Annotated in this window: 12 protein-coding genes; 6 read left to right on the top strand and 6 right to left on the bottom strand. The window is 47.9% G+C overall.

The window, feature by feature from the left end:
• Window positions 1-334: 334 nt before the first annotated feature.
• From HMPREF2909_RS00830 to HMPREF2909_RS09740, 3 genes are all read left to right on the top strand, one after another.
• Window positions 335-685, top strand: a complete 351-nt coding sequence (locus HMPREF2909_RS00830) for a chorismate mutase (protein WP_071414875.1) — start codon at window positions 335-337, stop codon at window positions 683-685.
• Between the two features lie 466 nt (window positions 686-1,151).
• Entirely contained in the window at window positions 1,152-1,292 is a 141-nt protein-coding gene (locus tag HMPREF2909_RS09735; RefSeq protein WP_373604526.1) for a DUF3644 domain-containing protein, read from the top strand.
• 148 nt (window positions 1,293-1,440) lie between these two features.
• Window positions 1,441-2,247 (top strand): DUF3644 domain-containing protein, encoded by an 807-nt coding sequence (locus HMPREF2909_RS09740; RefSeq protein ID WP_168165255.1) that lies wholly within the window; start codon window positions 1,441-1,443, stop codon window positions 2,245-2,247.
• A 135-nt stretch (window positions 2,248-2,382) separates the two neighbouring features.
• Here HMPREF2909_RS09740 and valS read toward each other — a convergent pair whose 3' ends face one another.
• From valS to HMPREF2909_RS00855, 4 genes are all read right to left on the bottom strand, one after another.
• On the bottom strand, window positions 2,383-5,154 hold the full coding sequence (gene valS, locus HMPREF2909_RS00840) for a valine--tRNA ligase (RefSeq protein WP_071414877.1): 2,772 nt from the start codon (window positions 5,152-5,154) through the stop codon (window positions 2,383-2,385).
• 138 nt (window positions 5,155-5,292) lie between these two features.
• A complete protein-coding gene (locus HMPREF2909_RS00845; protein ID WP_071414878.1) occupies window positions 5,293-6,846 on the bottom strand; it encodes an ABC transporter substrate-binding protein in 1,554 nt (517 codons plus the stop codon).
• 23 nt (window positions 6,847-6,869) lie between these two features.
• Window positions 6,870-7,541 (bottom strand): endonuclease III, encoded by a 672-nt coding sequence (gene nth / locus HMPREF2909_RS00850; RefSeq protein ID WP_071414879.1) that lies wholly within the window; start codon window positions 7,539-7,541, stop codon window positions 6,870-6,872.
• 1 nt (window position 7,542) lies between these two features.
• On the bottom strand, window positions 7,543-8,301 hold the full coding sequence (locus HMPREF2909_RS00855) for a response regulator transcription factor (protein WP_071414880.1): 759 nt from the start codon (window positions 8,299-8,301) through the stop codon (window positions 7,543-7,545).
• Between the two features lie 175 nt (window positions 8,302-8,476).
• Between HMPREF2909_RS00855 and HMPREF2909_RS00860 the strand changes: the two genes are divergently transcribed.
• On the top strand, window positions 8,477-9,298 hold the full coding sequence (locus HMPREF2909_RS00860) for a hypothetical protein (RefSeq protein ID WP_071414881.1): 822 nt from the start codon (window positions 8,477-8,479) through the stop codon (window positions 9,296-9,298).
• Window positions 9,299-9,924: 626 nt separating this feature from the next.
• Here the strand turns inward: HMPREF2909_RS00860 and HMPREF2909_RS00865 are convergent.
• Entirely contained in the window at window positions 9,925-10,416 is a 492-nt protein-coding gene (locus HMPREF2909_RS00865; protein ID WP_049216765.1) for an inorganic diphosphatase, read from the bottom strand.
• A 582-nt stretch (window positions 10,417-10,998) separates the two neighbouring features.
• Between HMPREF2909_RS00865 and HMPREF2909_RS00870 the strand changes: the two genes are divergently transcribed.
• Window positions 10,999-13,278, top strand: a complete 2,280-nt coding sequence (locus HMPREF2909_RS00870; RefSeq protein ID WP_071414882.1) for a hypothetical protein — start codon at window positions 10,999-11,001, stop codon at window positions 13,276-13,278.
• 214 nt (window positions 13,279-13,492) lie between these two features.
• Window positions 13,493-14,503 (top strand): alcohol dehydrogenase AdhP, encoded by a 1,011-nt coding sequence (gene adhP, locus HMPREF2909_RS00875; RefSeq protein WP_022856895.1) that lies wholly within the window; start codon window positions 13,493-13,495, stop codon window positions 14,501-14,503.
• A gap of 133 nt (window positions 14,504-14,636) precedes the next feature.
• Here adhP and nrdG read toward each other — a convergent pair whose 3' ends face one another.
• Entirely contained in the window at window positions 14,637-15,374 is a 738-nt protein-coding gene (nrdG, locus tag HMPREF2909_RS00880; RefSeq protein ID WP_022856894.1) for an anaerobic ribonucleoside-triphosphate reductase activating protein, read from the bottom strand.
• Between the last annotated feature and the right edge of the window lie 28 nt (window positions 15,375-15,402).

Raw genomic sequence — 15,402 nt, forward strand, 5'->3', positions numbered from 1 at the left:
ATCATCAAGATACGACTTGACTTAGAACGTGAGAGACGTCTTGACCAATATGCGCTTGCTCACCACTTAACAACAAGCCAAGCTATCCGTCAGGTTATTGATCAATACGCATAAATAAATAATCAATCAAAATGGTTGTGTCCCTCACGCATGCGGTGGGCACAACCATCACCTAGCAAAACCTACGCCACAGCCAAAACTGGCACAGCAAGTACCCCTTCAGGCAACTACTAACCCCAGCAACATTTGGCATATAGCCCCGCATTTTATCCTAATACGCCACATTTTTGGAGTTAAACGCCATTTTTGCGTCGGTTTTTGTTATGGTGAGGGTATGGAAAATACTGAGATTTCTTCTGCATCGTTGAGCACCGACGCTTCCGATACCGTGATTGCGGCTACGCGCGAGATTGAACAGTTGCGCCAGAATATTGATGCTATTGATGACGAGATTGTGCGTTTATTAGCACGGCGCTTTGAGATTACTGAGAAAGTCGGGCGATTGAAGGCTGCAGCTGGGTTCGCTGCTTTGGACGCTGCTCGTGAAGAGCGTCAGTTGGCGAGGATGAGTGGGCTGGCAGTGGATTGCGGATTAAGCCCGACAATTGCTCATGCTTACCGCGATTTTGTGGTGACGGCCTCGAAAAAGAGGCACGCGGATATTGCGGCGGGGCGGGAGGATTAGCCCGATTCGGCGGGAGAACGGGAAAGTCGTGGATTCCAGACGGATGCCCACTTCTTAAAGAAAATGAGCCCTCGCCTGTTCCTGAATGTTGTGAACACGGTATGCGTACAATTTCTACGGACAAATGTGAGCTGAAATCCTCTCTCATCAGTGCGTAGAACTTGTAAGCGCGTTATACGTACAACATTCGCGTCCATTTTTGAAGTGATATGAGCACAGTGCTCTTACAATATGATTCATTCTTTTGCAAAATTTACGGCAAATATTGATTAAGGATTATAGAAGCATTAAATATGCTGTTCGGAGTATGGTGAATAACTCTTACTCGTGTGATTAGAAGAAGGATTTGCGAAGCTAAAATCTCTCTTGCGTATCGGACGTTGGCGCGCCGAAACTAAGAGCGAGTGGCATATAATTGACGTTAATGTGGAGTTGGAACATGATATGGACAATTGGGGAGTGTAAAATGAATACACAAGAAGAGAAGACATATAAAAGATTACTCGATAAAGCACAGGAATCTTTTATACTAGCCATCGAAATTTTCAATCGTCCAACGATAAATTATAGAGTAGAGGGTTGCTCGTTCTTCCTTTGCAATGCATGAGAGCTCATGCTCAAAGCACACATAATTAAAGACCAAGGATATGCCGCGATATATTACCCAGATAAGCCCGAACGCACGCTCTCACTTGAAGCATGTCTTAAAAAGTCATGACTAATAAAAACGATTCAATCCGTCAAAATACGAAAGTATCTGCGAACTTCGAAATACTAGTACGCATTTTATAGTCCCTGAATACGAAATAACATACGTTCCTCTTTTTCAAGCAAATATCAAAAATTTTGATGACAAATTACGCAACTATCATAATATAGAGATTAGTGACAGAATCCCGGACAACTATTTAGCACTTTCAATACGAAAAACAAATGCAAATGCTGAAACTATACGAGCACGATACGCGCCAGACGTTGCAGAACGCTTATTAAAAACACAGCAAAATATTGATGCTATAACAGAAGACCAAGAGAATATTAAATATGCAGCCCTGTATAAAACAAAATTTGTAATTTCAAAAAAGACTGGAATACCCGTACGTATAGATAACGAATCTGACACCGCCGTAAAAATGGTCAAAGAGGTCCAATTAACCGATAGATATCACTTGCGCAACAAGGATGTATTAGCGCGCGTTAACTCGTTACTCGCTAAAAAGGGTATAGAACTTCTAGATCAAAACGGTGAGATTAGAGAATTTAATACATATCATTTCGGTCTAATTTGCAAGGTCTATAACATAAAGAATCAATCTAAATATGCATGGGATAAATCAGTAGCAAATGAGGAAAAGAAATCATACCTTTACTCAGAAAGCGTTGTTGACTTCGTATATGAAATAATTAGTAAAAACCCTGACACAATCGTAAAATCATTGCGGGATAAAACAAAAATAAACGAGACCTACCCCAGGAGCAAAGGAATTCTCAACCTTGTGGTCTTACTCCCATTCGGGAACCCAGCTTTAATCCGCGCAAGTGACCTCGTATCTCTTAACTAAAGTTATTTCGAATCGAATTTGCAAAGTGATTCACAGAAATATTGTTGGCAACTTTGGAAATGCAAGGTGACACGTCACACTTGCAAAATAAAGCAGAGCGGTTCTCTTTCGAGAACCGCTCTGCTTTATTTTGCATTACTTACGTGCTGGAGCTTCTCCCAGCTCGGAAGCCGTAATCGTAATTTCATCAGCATTGGCATCGTCTGCAGTCAAATCTGCAGCAACCCAATTGACTGTTCCTGTTACCTTACCAGCCTCATAAATATCGCCGGAAGCGGACTCAATCAAAGCAATAGCTTTCTCGTCCACCGCCAAAGTCGCGCTGATAATTGGATTCTTCATAGACACTTTCGCCTCAGACTTAATCTTTCGCAACGATGCCAAAGCGCGCCCAGCCCACAGCAGCACGCCCCTGTCAGCCTCGCCCGCAGCAGCACGATACAAGCCCGCCTCAGGCCATGCGGCGCGGTGTACAGACCCAGCGCCATCATGCATCCACGAATAGACTTCCTCAGTAGCGTACGGCAAATACGGAGCCAGCAATCGGGCGAACGCATCCAATCCTAAGCCTAAAGTAGTGCGAGCAGACAAAGTTTCTTCTGCAGTTGGCAACTTGCCAGTCGCATCAGCAGTGCCATATGCGCGGTTCTTAGCCAGCTCAATGTAATCATCGCAGAACTGCCAGAAGAAGCTCTCAATGGTTTCCAATGCCTTCGCATGGTCGTAATCATTCAGCGCAGCAGTAGCCACCTCAACAACAGAAGCCAACTGAGCCATCACAGAACGATCGAGTGGATGAATCACATCAGCAACATTCCATGTAACAGAAGTATGGTCAGCAACCTGATGGTTCTCGTCTTCGCGTCCAATCGCCAAAGCAAACTTCGTAGCGTTCAGCAGTTTAATCGCCAAACGACGACCAATCTTCATTTCGCCAATCTCGTACGCAGCGTCAGTACCCAAACGAGCAGACGCAGCCCAGTAACGCACAGCATCCGCACCAAACTTCTCAATCGGCTCAGATGGCACAACAACGTTACCCTTAGATTTACTCATCTTCTTATGGTCAGGGTCCAAAATCCAACCGGACAAACCGGCATGAGCCCAAGGAAGCACACCATTTTCTAGATGTGCGCGCACAACAGAACTAAACAGCCATGTGCGAATAATATCCTGACCCTGAGGACGCAAATCCATAGGGAAAGTAGCCTTAAACAGGGCTTCATTCTCTTCGCCTGGCTCCGCCCACTTCGTCACAATCTGAGGAGTTAAGGACGAGGTTGCCCATGTATCCATAATGTCTTTTTCAGCAGTAAAACCGCCAGGAACATCGCGCTGATCGTCGGTGTAGCCTGCTGGAACATCAATAGTTGGATCAATCGGCAAAATATCTTCTGCAGGAGTCAGCGGGTTATCGTAATCGACGGAACCATCAGCATTGATTGGGTACCACAATGGGAATGGCACACCAAAGAAACGCTGACGAGAAATCAGCCAGTCGCCGTTCAAACCATTCACCCAGTTCTCATAGCGCACGCGCATAAAGTCAGGGTGGAAGTCCAGCTCTTTGCCGCGCTCAATCAGTTCAGCATTCAAAGCACGGTCTGTTCCACCGTTCGACAAATACCACTGACGAGAAGTGACGATTTCCAAAGGCTTATCACCCTTTTCGTAGAAGTTCGTCATACGCTTCGTTGGCGTTGGCTCGCCATCTAAATCGCCGGATTCACGCAAAGCGTCCACAATAATCTTGCGAGCAGAGAACGTGGTTTTGCCAGCAATCTGTTCGAACAGAGCCACGCCCTTAGTGCAGCCGCCCCTAGCAGATCCACCTTCACCAGACCCACCCTCAGCAGAGCTAATCCATTCAGGAGTGGTCATAACAATACGACCGTTACGCTGAATAATAGAACGTGTTGGCAAGTTCAAATCGCGCCACCACTGCACGTCGGTCATATCGCCGAAAGTACAGCACATAGCAATACCCGCGCCCTTATCCATCTCTGCAGCAGCATGAGCGACAACAGGAACTTCTACGCCAAACAGAGGCGAATACACAGACTTTCCGAAGAACTTCTGGTAACGCTCATCGTCAGGGTGAGCAATCAAAGCAACGCAAGCAGGAAGAAGCTCTGGACGAGTGGTTTCAATGTATATAGGTGAACCGTCATCTACCAAGTGGAAAGCAACCTTGTGATAGAAACCATCGTACTCGCGGCTTTCCAACTCAGCCTGCGCAACAGCAGTCTGGAACGTAACATCCCACAGACCAGGAGCCTGCTTCTGATACGCCTGACCGCGCTGCAAATTACGCAAGAAAGCCTTCTGAGCCACACGACGAGGATGCTCGCCAATCGTGTGATACGTGTTCTTCCAGTCAACAGACAGACCCAGCGTGCGCCACAGCTTCTCGAAAAGCTTTTCATCTTCAGTAGTTAAGCGCTCGCACAGCTCAATAAAGTTCTGACGAGATACAGGAACCTGATCTTTTGCCTGAATTTTCTTGCCCTCAGTACCTTCGAAAGGAGGCTTAAAATCAGGATCGTATTTAAGCGACGTATCTACGCGAACACCGAAATAGTTTTGCACACGACGCTCGGTTGGCAAACCGTTATCGTCCCACCCCATTGGATAGAACACGTCGAAACCGTTCATACGCTTAAAACGCGCAATAACATCGGTGTGCGTGTAGGAAAATACGTGACCTACATGCAAACTACCGGAGACGGTTGGAGGAGGAGTATCAATAGAATAGACAGCCTTACGGTCGCGGCTGCCTTGGAATGCGTAGGTTTGCTGTTCTTCCCAAGCGGCACCCCACTTCTCTTCCAAACCCTCAACGCCAACCTTAGCTGGCAAAGGGGTGAGAGAAGCGGAAATGCTTGTCTTATCTGCTTCATTAGTCATGCACACGAGTTTACGTGTGTTGCAAGACACGCCGAGGGGGGGCAGAAGGCAGGAACTTGCACAGACAGAGGCTAAGCACAGGTGAGCTGCAAGTGAGTTACAGGTGAGTTAAAGGAGCGGGAAGCCGATGCGAGAACCCTACTCCTTCACAATATTTTCCAGCTGCACATATGAATCCGCCAGAGCCTTAGGCATGCCAGTAATTCCAGTGCGCTCAGCAACAATCGGCTGTTCCTCATACGCCCAAATCATTGGTGAGGCATCAGCAATCTGATTGCCTAAGGCTGTCATTGCTGCCGTGTATTCATTATCATTCGCAGCTTTTCGCGCATTATCTAAAGCGGTATTCGTGTCAGGGCTTGTGTACTGAGTTATGTAATCAGGGCTGGCAATATTTAAGAGGTCATGGCTACTGCTTAAATCGATAATCGCCATATCAAACTGTTTGCCCTCTACAATCTGAGACTGCCATTGATTATCTGGAACAGCTTGAGGTGTAACCGTTCCGCCTACTGCAACCAACTGCGAAGCTACGGTCTGAGCAAAAGCGTCACCTATGCTTTGCGGATACGACAAAGTAAAGTTTCGCGCATACCCATAGAAGCTCAAATATTGACGAGCCTGCGCAATATCCACATGATATGTTCCCGTTAAATCCTGGTATCCCGGATCGAGAGAAGGAACAGGGGCAGACAGCGCAACCGCGCTTACTCCCAACGCAGAAATAAGCTCAGACTGGTTAAGCATTGCGCGATAAGCCTGACGAATATGCGTGTCAGAGAACAGCGAATCCGCAGAAGTATTCAAAGCAATAGCCCAGCGATGGGTGCTCGCGGTTGTAGCAACAGTTACGTCTTTGAGCTCGGAAAGCTTTTGACGAGCAGTCGCCACATTAGCGGTTGCAGGGGAATTAGCCAGCGGTAAGATCGCATCCACTTTTTTCGCTTCGAGAGCATCCACAGCCGCATTCGCATCAGGGTATGCAACTAGCTTGATAGTAGAAAAACCCTTGATTTTCTTACCATAGTGAGGATTAACTGTTAAGGTAAGCGATTTGCCAGCTTCGAAGGCTTCAACCTGATACGGACCAGAACCGACAGCAGTTTTCGCTGCGTCATACGTGGCTTGTGAGTCGTAAATAATTCCAGCTCGCGTGCTCAGCGCCCATAGAAGGTTTGGATCTGCTTGAGATAGCGTTATTTTTACTGTGAGATTATTGCCGTTCACGCTTGTGACGCGCTGCAACCGCGTTGAATCAGCCGTTTGCTTTTCGAGCGTCTGCTTCAGCGAGGCGACCACATCGTCCGCATTAGCAGTATGACCGTTCGAAAAGTTCATACCTGAGTACAGCTTAAAAGTGTAGGTTAAACCGTCTGGAGAAATGCTCCAGTTTTTAGCTAAACCAGTGGGCACAGGCTGATTTTTTTCATCGCGACCGACCAAAGTATCGTATACATTATGCAGTAAAGCTTGATCGAGAGCAGAAGACGTATTAGAGGTCATATCAAGAGAGCTGATCGGTTGGGCGGTTGCCACTGTAAGGGTTTGACCGTTTCCTTCCGCTCCACCTAAGACGGCAGGCAGCTCTACTTTATGATTCACAATTGCCCATCCGCCCGTCACTATAAGAGCGAGCACAATAAGCGTAGCAAAGAAAATAAGACCTGAACGTAATGATGATTTCTGACTCATAGGTCGTAGTCTACGTCACAAGGCTAACGAGTATACATGCCGAAGCTCGGACAGCTTTGTTTGAGCGGACACATATCGCATTCAGGTTTGCGCGCATGACACGTAGAACGTCCGAATAAAATAAGACGATCCGACACGTTTTTCCACTCGGATGGTTCAAAATATTGCGTTATTTCTGACTCAATATGCACGGGATCTGGATGAGATGAATGCCAATCTGTGCGCCAACGCAAACGACGTGTTAACCGAATAATATGCGTATCAACCGGAAAACCGGGTTCATTAAAAGCATGACCGAGCACAACATTCGCAGTTTTACGACCCACTCCCGGAAGGGTTACCAGCTCCTCCATTGTGCTAGGCACTTCGCCATTAAAATCACGGACTAAAGATTGCGCTATCTGCACAGCTCTCTGGGCTTTTACCCGCCAAAAACCGATGGCATGAATAATCTCGCCAATCAGTTCCACGTTGCCCTCAGCCATCGCTTCAGCAGTAGGGTAGAGCGCAAAAAGTTCAGGAGTAACCGAGTTAACGCGGACATCCGTGGTCTGAGCGCTCATCATCGTGGCAATCAGCAGTTCAAAAGAGTTACGAAAAACTAAACCTGGCTGAGGATTCGGTATTTCTTCGCATAAAATCGCGTACTCCTCATGAATGCGTTGTGCGCGTTGCTGTTTGGTCTCGCGAGGCATGTTACTCTTCGTCTTGCTCATCTTCATGAGAACGAGCGCCCTGAGGAGGGTCAAAACGATAACCCACGTTACGCACAGTTCCAATCACAGACTCAAACTCAACGCCTAACTTAGCGCGCAGACGACGAACATGCACATCAACCGTGCGCGTACCGCCGTAATAATCGTAGCCCCACACTTCCTGAAGTAAATGCGTGCGCGTAAAAGCGCGACCTGGGTGCAGTACTAAATATTTGAGAAGCTCAAACTCTTTATACGCCAAATCAAGCGGATGTCCATGCAGCGTAGCGGTGTAGCCAATCGTATCTACTTCCAAAGCACCGCACGTAATCACGCCGTTTCGAGACGATGCAGACGAGGAATTCTTCTCATCGTCTGAAGTGTCTGACATGCGCATAAGACTAGGATTAACCAAGCCGCCCATAGACAGAACGCGTGCGCGAGTTTCAACTTCTGCAGGGCTGGCAGTGTTGACCACGAAATCTGCAGCCTTCCACTCAGCGTTAAAAGCTAAACAGCCGCCCTCACTTAAAATAACGATAATTGGAAATTGAACGCCCGAGGCAGCTGCCATCGAGCAGAAAGTCTTTGCAGACGCAACATCTTCGCGAGCATCTAAAAACACAATACTTTCATCAGGAATGCGCACAAGCGAGGATATTTCTGTGGGCAGAACGCGCACACGATGTTGGAGTAAAGCTAAAGCAGGCAACACGGAAGCGGGATCAGTCGATTTTGTTAGCAGTGTGAAATCGCTCATGACTGTCCTTCCGAAAAACGCATACTGTGCGCTTCGATTTGCGATTTGTGTGTTCATATCGATAGCGCATGAAGTAACAAACAACGGCGTGAACAGAATGCCCTGCTAAACCGTTACTATGAATAATAGTAAACGTTATCTACCGCATTCGTCTATTTGCGGTCAAGGAGTGAAAATGTCGAAGGAACAAGCCGCTGGTGTTCAGGGTGGGAATGTGGGTGAGTCGGGCGCTGCTCGGAGTGCGCGTGTAGCTGGTGTTCGTGTGGCTGGTGTACATGTAGCGGGGGCAAGCGCGGTTGTATGTGCGCTTATGTTTTTCCTGATTGCATCCATGTGGCATGTGGGCGGTGTTCTTTTGTATGCTCTGCCTGTGTTTATTGTGGCGGTGGCAGGTGTTGCGGCTTGGCTTTTCCCTGCTGAACTGTATACGCCTACTCCTCATGCTTCACGTATTGCAGCAGTTGCTATGAGCCTCGCGGGAGTCATTGCCGCTTTAATCGCAGCCGAACAGCATTTTGGTGCGGCTCTGTTTATGCTGATGTCCGCTTTGATTGCTGGCGGTTTCTTATTTGAAATGTTGCGAAAAGAACGCACTCAGTTAATTGAGTCGCTGGCAAACATTATTTTGATGGGAACTTTAGGGTTGGCATCGTCAGGCTGGATGGTTGCGCGTTTTGCGCGTGCGGCTGGTTTGGCAATCAGTACTACTGCTTTCGTTGCTATTATTGCCTTCATCGTTATCGGAATTCTGTGCATTAGCCTGAGTGTGGGAGCTTGGTCACGCGATGCCGTGCGTGCATCTCAAGCGGGTGGTTCTGGAGTGAAAGCCCCTCAAGCGGGTGAACAGTCAAACGATGGTAAAGCGAACGAGGCTTCGCAACAGACTGAAGAAGCGCGTAATCTTTCAGTCTCTCCTGTTTGGAGATACGCAGGATTAGCAGCAATGCTCAGCGGTATTTTGCCACTGATGATTTTCCTTATCAGCTTTATTGTTTGAGTGTTCTTAGTGTGCTCTAGGCTGGCGTGGTTCTCGGCTCGCGTGCGAAATTCGTAAAACTGACTTAATGAAACGGTGTAAGTTTTACGTGGTCTGAATGACTTGAACCTCTGCAAGTGTTTTGAGCTATGACGCAGGCAGCATGTCATGTTTGGCAATGTAATTCGTTCCAGTTTTAGGTCTAAAAAGCAGCCAGCCACGGCAGAAGAAACCTGCCATGGCTGACATTTTTATCCGAGCAGTAAAGCAAAACCTGTTATGTCAAACGATGTTCGGAACTCATCAAGTCTTAAGAGTCGTTACTCTCACACATGCTGGCTTAACCGATTAATACACCTGTTATGCCAGTTTTGATGCGCAAAAATGGCTTCAAAAGTGGCATATCGGTTGCGCGTATCGACCTCAGTCATGAAGTCAAACCAAAATGTGTCAAAACGCCAAAACGATGTCGTGACGCATGCCATCTGGAGGAACGAAGTGGAACTTACTGGGCAATTTACTCCTCGGAACATCGCTAAAATCTGAAGAACTAGCAATCGCAATATCTGCGGAATAAAAAAGTCCTCGGAAGTCCTAAAAGACGTTCCGGGGACTCGCTATATAAGCAGTAAGCGGTCTACTGAAGTTTACTCAGCATCTGCCAAGCGCTGACGAGCAGCAACGATTTCTGCCTCAGCCTTGTCAGCAGTAGTCCAGTAAGAACCTGGCATAACTTCCTTGCCTGGCTCCAAAGCCTTGTACTGGTTGAAGAAGTGTCCAATTTCCTTCTTGTGGAACTCGTTAACATCGTCAATGTCCTTGATGTCGTCAAAACGAGGGTCTGCAGGAACGCACAAAATCTTGTCATCTCCACCAGCTTCGTCAACCATGTGATATAAGCCAACAGCGCGGCATTCCACAATGCAGCCAGGGAATACGGAGTTTGGAATCATAACCAAAGCATCGAGCGGATCGCCGTCTTCGCCCAAAGTGCCTTCAATATAGCCGTAGTCATCTGGGTAGCCCATAGAAGTGAACAAAGTGCGGTCGAGCATAATGCGGCCGGTCTCGTGGTCTACTTCGTACTTGTTCTTAGAACCGCGTGGAATTTCCACCAAAACATTAAATGTTTCTGCCATTTTTTCTCCTCAAAGAGATCGTGTGTAGCGCTGATCAATCAGCACTCTCAGCGTCTAGCTTACTTGCTGTGCGGTATAAGCGAGCGGCATGGGTAGTCGGTATGAGCCGGGGAAGCGAGTGGTATAAGCGAGTGGCATGGTGATGGAGCGGTGGACGTGTTTAGTGTGAAAGATATCGCTTACGTGGCATTAGACATGAGATGTCTTCGCTGAAACCGGGCGAGTTATCCACATTGGTTCACATATTCATTTCAATAGTGGTTTTCGCGCTCGCATCAGTCATGCTGGAAGAACGACACCGTAGTCGTAGAAATAGGGAAGGATCATACGATGAAAAAATTATTCAGGAGAAGGCTTAAGTGCTCGGATAGCGCGCTCGCGAGAGAAGAGCGTCAAGCGGTTTCGAAAGAAAAACGCGCAGAAAATAACGTTGTCAAAAATAGAGTTGAAGAAAATAGCGTGCGGATGCTGCGTTCGTTGAGATCGGAAAGAGCACGGATACTGGGCGCATCTCGGGTTAAGCGCTTCTCTCAGGTAAAGCGCGTGCAGCTGCTCCACTCGCAGCAATCGGAAAGAGCACAAATGCTGCGCACGTCGCGGGTTGCGCGCATTCTATCCCTCTCGTGGGGGATGCTACTGAGCGTTGCGCTGCTCGTGGTGCTATGTCTGAACGTTCAACCGCAAATTGCATCAGCGAAACCTGCAGGCGGTCATCTGGCGAGACCGTCAAAAAGCCTGTTCATGCTTTTGCCGAGCTTTAAAGGGTACGTTTTGGGCGTGATTGGCGTCAGTGAGAACGGCGATTATCTGTACTGCCATCAATGGGGCGTGGATTCTACGTGGACGTTTAGCAACAGTCGGCAAATTCCTGACTCGCCGCAAACGCGATCAATGGGGTATCTGTTGGAGAGGTATCATAACTCGTCAAATCCCTTGGATCATGCGGCTTTAGCAACGCTTATTCATGATCATTTTGATTTAGATTCTTCGCGTCCGCAATGGAATGCGAGCCGAGCGCGTGTAATGTCGGATGCTCCTGGGGTTGAGCAGCGTGCGACCGAATTATGGGCGGAGGGCACGTCGCATGCTGTTGCGGGCACGGAGGTTACGATGGCGTATTCGCAGGCAAAGCGGCGTGGTCGGGTGTCGGTGCGTGTAACGAATGCAAGCGGTGAATCTCTCAATAATGTTCCTGTTACTGTGCGATTGCATGGTCCTGCGCATTTTGAGAGTAATAATTCGGATTCTATTACTGTTACGAGTGCTGCCGATCCGGTTGATGTGCCATGGGTTGCAACGGGTGAGGGTGAAGTGAGTACCTCGCAGAGCGTCTCTGTGCAGACCTTAGATGATGTGGATAGTGCGCAAAATTTTGTGCGCTTAGGCGATAATCATGAGGCGGTTTTTCAGGGTATTCGCTTCGATGTGCGCAAGGTTTTTCAGCCAGAAATTCGCACTCAAGTTCCTTCGTTGATTGACGAGGCGGGTAATGCGATGAGCGATAGTGTGCAGGTGGGCGTTATGTCAGGCGATGCGTGGGAAAAGGGAGTGACGCTAAAAGCGACCGGTTACGCGTATACGGGTTTGACGCATGAGAAGGTTGCGCAATTGAGCGCAGATGAGAAAATTCAGGTGCGGGATGGAGAAAAAGCCGCTGATTATATTGCTCGTTTACGCGAGTTAGGGCTTGAATCGGTGGGAACGGAGCAGATAGAGTTTACTGATGCGGGCCAAACGCGCGATGTGCACAGCTCTGTGATTACTGATGAGGAGAGTAAATTCACCACCTGGGTGTGGACGATTGCGCGCGATGATCAAGGTGAAGATGCGGATGGCAAAGACGCGCGGCAGTGGATGGATAAGGATGCGATTTCTGGGTTGTTGGATGTGAAAGAAAGCACATCGACCAGACAGCATGTGTCTGTTGATTCAACAGTTTCGGAGCATTCCGCTGAGTTAGGAGCGCCACTAACCGATCGTATTACGATTGCTGGGTTCCCCGATGATCACGGTGAGTTTACGGGTAATGAGAGGTTTGGCTGGAAGGCAGATGAGCGCTTGGCAACGGTTCGCGTGTATTGGTCGGCAGACAAGCCCGACTCTGTGGTGGCTCCCGCAGATGATGATACGCATCAGCTCGTTGGACAGTTTGAGTATGAAGCGCGCAATGGCGTTCTCGCTGTGGGAGGTGGCAAGCCGGACGCGCATGGTGAGCCCGTGCACATTTATGCTGACAGGCTTGGTTACTACGCTTTCGTGTACAGTTTCGCTGTAGATGACCGCGTGATGCCTGTGACCAGTGCGTGGAACGATGAGTGGGAATGCACTCGAGTGGTGAAGACGCCACACAGTGCCTCGATAGTGACGCATGTTGACAAGTCTGAAGTGATGCCAGGCGAAGATTTTGCTGATATTGCACGTGTGGAAGGTGCTGTTTCGGAGGGATCGACTGTGAGTTTTACTGCTTATGATGCCGCCGATAGTGGAGGGGAGATGGGGGCGACGCCGGTTTTGATCAAAGAGGAAACGGTGGCGATTACTCCGGACATGCGCGCAGATGATGGCAGTTATGAGGTGCGCAGTCCTTCTGTGAGATCGCAGACTCCGGGAATTGTGTATTGGAAAGCAACTTTGCGCGGTGCGGATGGAACGATTTTGGCTTCGCATGGGCTGGGGATTGCTGGGGAACAAACGGAGATTAAGCCGCCTCCGGATACGCCGAAAACTCCTGAAAAACCAAGCCAACCACTGGCACGCACGGGTATTTCGTTAGTGAGAGTAGCGGCTGCTGCGGCAACTGCAATGTTGGCTTATGGTTTGCTGGTGGCTGCACGAACTTTATGGAGGTTGCGTCATGAATAATGCTTGACAAAACACGTCAAGAACACGCCGTTGAGGAAATGATAGAAAATCCTACAAAATGGCAACATCGTGCGCACAAACGAACATATTAATCTGTGAGTTTATGGTGTTTCGTTTTACCATTTCGAGGAATAGGGATACACTAGGTGGTGTGTTCTTGACGGAGATGTCAAGTTTTCTCGATGATGAGTATTTATGTAGAAAGGATTCTGTCGTGAAGGCAATCGTAGCAACTCAAGATAAGAAAGCCGCTGTTGTAGATAAGGAATTGCGTCCATTACGTTATGGTGAGGCATTGCTCGATATGGAATGCTGCGGTGTATGCCACACTGATATGCATGTGATGCATCAGGATTATGGCGACAAAACTGGCGTAGTTCTTGGACACGAGGGTATTGGCATTGTTAAGGAAGTAGCTGAAGGAGCAGATGCTCTCAAGGTGGGCGACCGCGTATCCGTAGCTTGGTTCTTTAAGGGCTGTGGCCGTTGTGAGTATTGCACAACAGGTCGTGAAACTTTGTGTCGTTCCGTGCTCAACGCTGGCTACACTGCTGACGGTGGTATGGCACACGAGTGCATTGTTCCTGCGGATTATGCAGTTAAAGTTCCAGAAGGTCTTGACTCTTATGCAGCAAGCTCTATTACTTGCGCTGGCGTCACCTGCTACAAGGCTATTAAGGAGTCTGGCGTTCATCCGGGTGAATGGATTGTTATTTCTGGTTTGGGTGGTTTAGGTAACCTCGCTTTGCAGTATGCGAAGAATGTTTTCCAAGCTAAGGTTATTGCTGTTGATATTAACGACGAGCAGCTCGAGTTTGCTAAGAAGTTCGGTGCTGACTTGTGCGTTAACCCATTGAAGGAAGACTTGGGCGAAGTTGTTCAGCGTGAATGTGGTGGTGCTCATGGCGCAGTAGTAACTGCAGTGGGTAAGAGCGCTTTTAACGGCGCTGTTGATGCTTTGCGTGCTGGTGGTACTTTAGCTGCAGTCGGTTTGCCAACTGAATCTATGGATTTGAGCATTCCTCGTTTGGTGCTTGATGGTATTCGTGTTGTGGGTTCGCTTGTTGGTACTCGTAAGGACTTGGAAGAAGCCTTCCAATTCGGTGCTGAAGGCAAGGTTGTTCCACAATGCCAGTCTCGACCAATGGAAGATATTAACGATATCTTCGATGAGATGGAAGCTGGAAAGATTCGTGGCCGTATGGTTATTGATCTGAAGCACTAAAGTCTTGCACAGTCGTTATGCGCTAAAGGTGTGTGAAGTTTTTCTCTCTTTCTGCAGTTGCACACCTGTAAGAATATAGCGATGCGCCCCTTCATCATCATGCAGGTGAAGGGGCGTTGTGCTTTTAGTTCTTTTAATTATTTTCGGTAGCATCCTCGCTGGCTGCACGTTCTTTTCCATACATTTCAGGAATAAAACGTTCTTGATCGTGTAACTTATCCCAGATAACTGCTCGACCTTCTTCAAAACTACGTGGCACATCGAGAATACGTTGATTAGAAGAGCCACGGAATTGTAAAAGAGAATCATGCAAACTACTGATATATCGACCATCCACCAAAATATCAATATTATGTAATAGCTCAATCTTATCGGGAGTTTCACCTTCTCGCATAAGCTCTTCCCATGTATATCCAGTCCAAGCCCAGATATCTTTTGATGAACCAAATTCGCGGCGAATACGGTTCGTCAGTTGTATGAGCATAGGAGTGTTGAGCAGTGGTTCTCCGCCTAAAAGAGTAATACCCTGCACGTAATCTAAGCTTAAATCTTCTATAATTTTATCTTCGAGTTCTTGGGTATATTCATGACCTGCTTTGAAATCCCAAATCGAAGAATTATAGCAATCATGGCAGTGGAATGGGCATCCGCTCACATAGAGTGAGCAACGAATTCCCTCACCATCCGTTACAATAAAACGCTTGTAATCTGCCACAATATTGCGTGAGAGTTTGCGTCCATCCCATTGACCGGCACGAGGATTATTGGCAAGAGCAGTAGGAATATAAGGTCCGCGGTTTTTTTCTTCTGGAGCAAAATCGCGGTGAGCGCTACGTCGCACTGAGCCGGTTTTGGTAAACCCATCAGACATGCTGGTTTCTTTCTACGAAAAACTAAGG

The sequence above is a fragment of the Alloscardovia sp. HMSC034E08 genome, from assembly GCF_001813415.1.
GTDB classification, from domain to species: Bacteria; Actinomycetota; Actinomycetes; order Actinomycetales; family Bifidobacteriaceae; genus Alloscardovia; species Alloscardovia omnicolens.

Coding starts and splice junctions, on each gene's coding strand:
- HMPREF2909_RS00830 (WP_071414875.1), top strand. CDS start 335: ATGGAAAATACTGAGATTTCTTCTGCATCGTTGAGCACCGACGCTTCC.
- HMPREF2909_RS09735 (WP_373604526.1), top strand. CDS start 1,152: ATGAATACACAAGAAGAGAAGACATATAAAAGATTACTCGATAAAGCA.
- valS (WP_071414877.1), bottom strand. CDS start 5,154: ATGACTAATGAAGCAGATAAGACAAGCATTTCCGCTTCTCTCACCCCT.
- HMPREF2909_RS00845 (WP_071414878.1), bottom strand. CDS start 6,846: ATGAGTCAGAAATCATCATTACGTTCAGGTCTTATTTTCTTTGCTACG.
- nth (WP_071414879.1), bottom strand. CDS start 7,541: ATGCCTCGCGAGACCAAACAGCAACGCGCACAACGCATTCATGAGGAG.
- HMPREF2909_RS00855 (WP_071414880.1), bottom strand. CDS start 8,301: ATGAGCGATTTCACACTGCTAACAAAATCGACTGATCCCGCTTCCGTG.
- HMPREF2909_RS00860 (WP_071414881.1), top strand. CDS start 8,477: ATGTCGAAGGAACAAGCCGCTGGTGTTCAGGGTGGGAATGTGGGTGAG.
- HMPREF2909_RS00865 (WP_049216765.1), bottom strand. CDS start 10,416: ATGGCAGAAACATTTAATGTTTTGGTGGAAATTCCACGCGGTTCTAAG.
- HMPREF2909_RS00870 (WP_071414882.1), top strand. CDS start 10,999: ATGCTGCGCACGTCGCGGGTTGCGCGCATTCTATCCCTCTCGTGGGGG.
- nrdG (WP_022856894.1), bottom strand. CDS start 15,374: ATGTCTGATGGGTTTACCAAAACCGGCTCAGTGCGACGTAGCGCTCAC.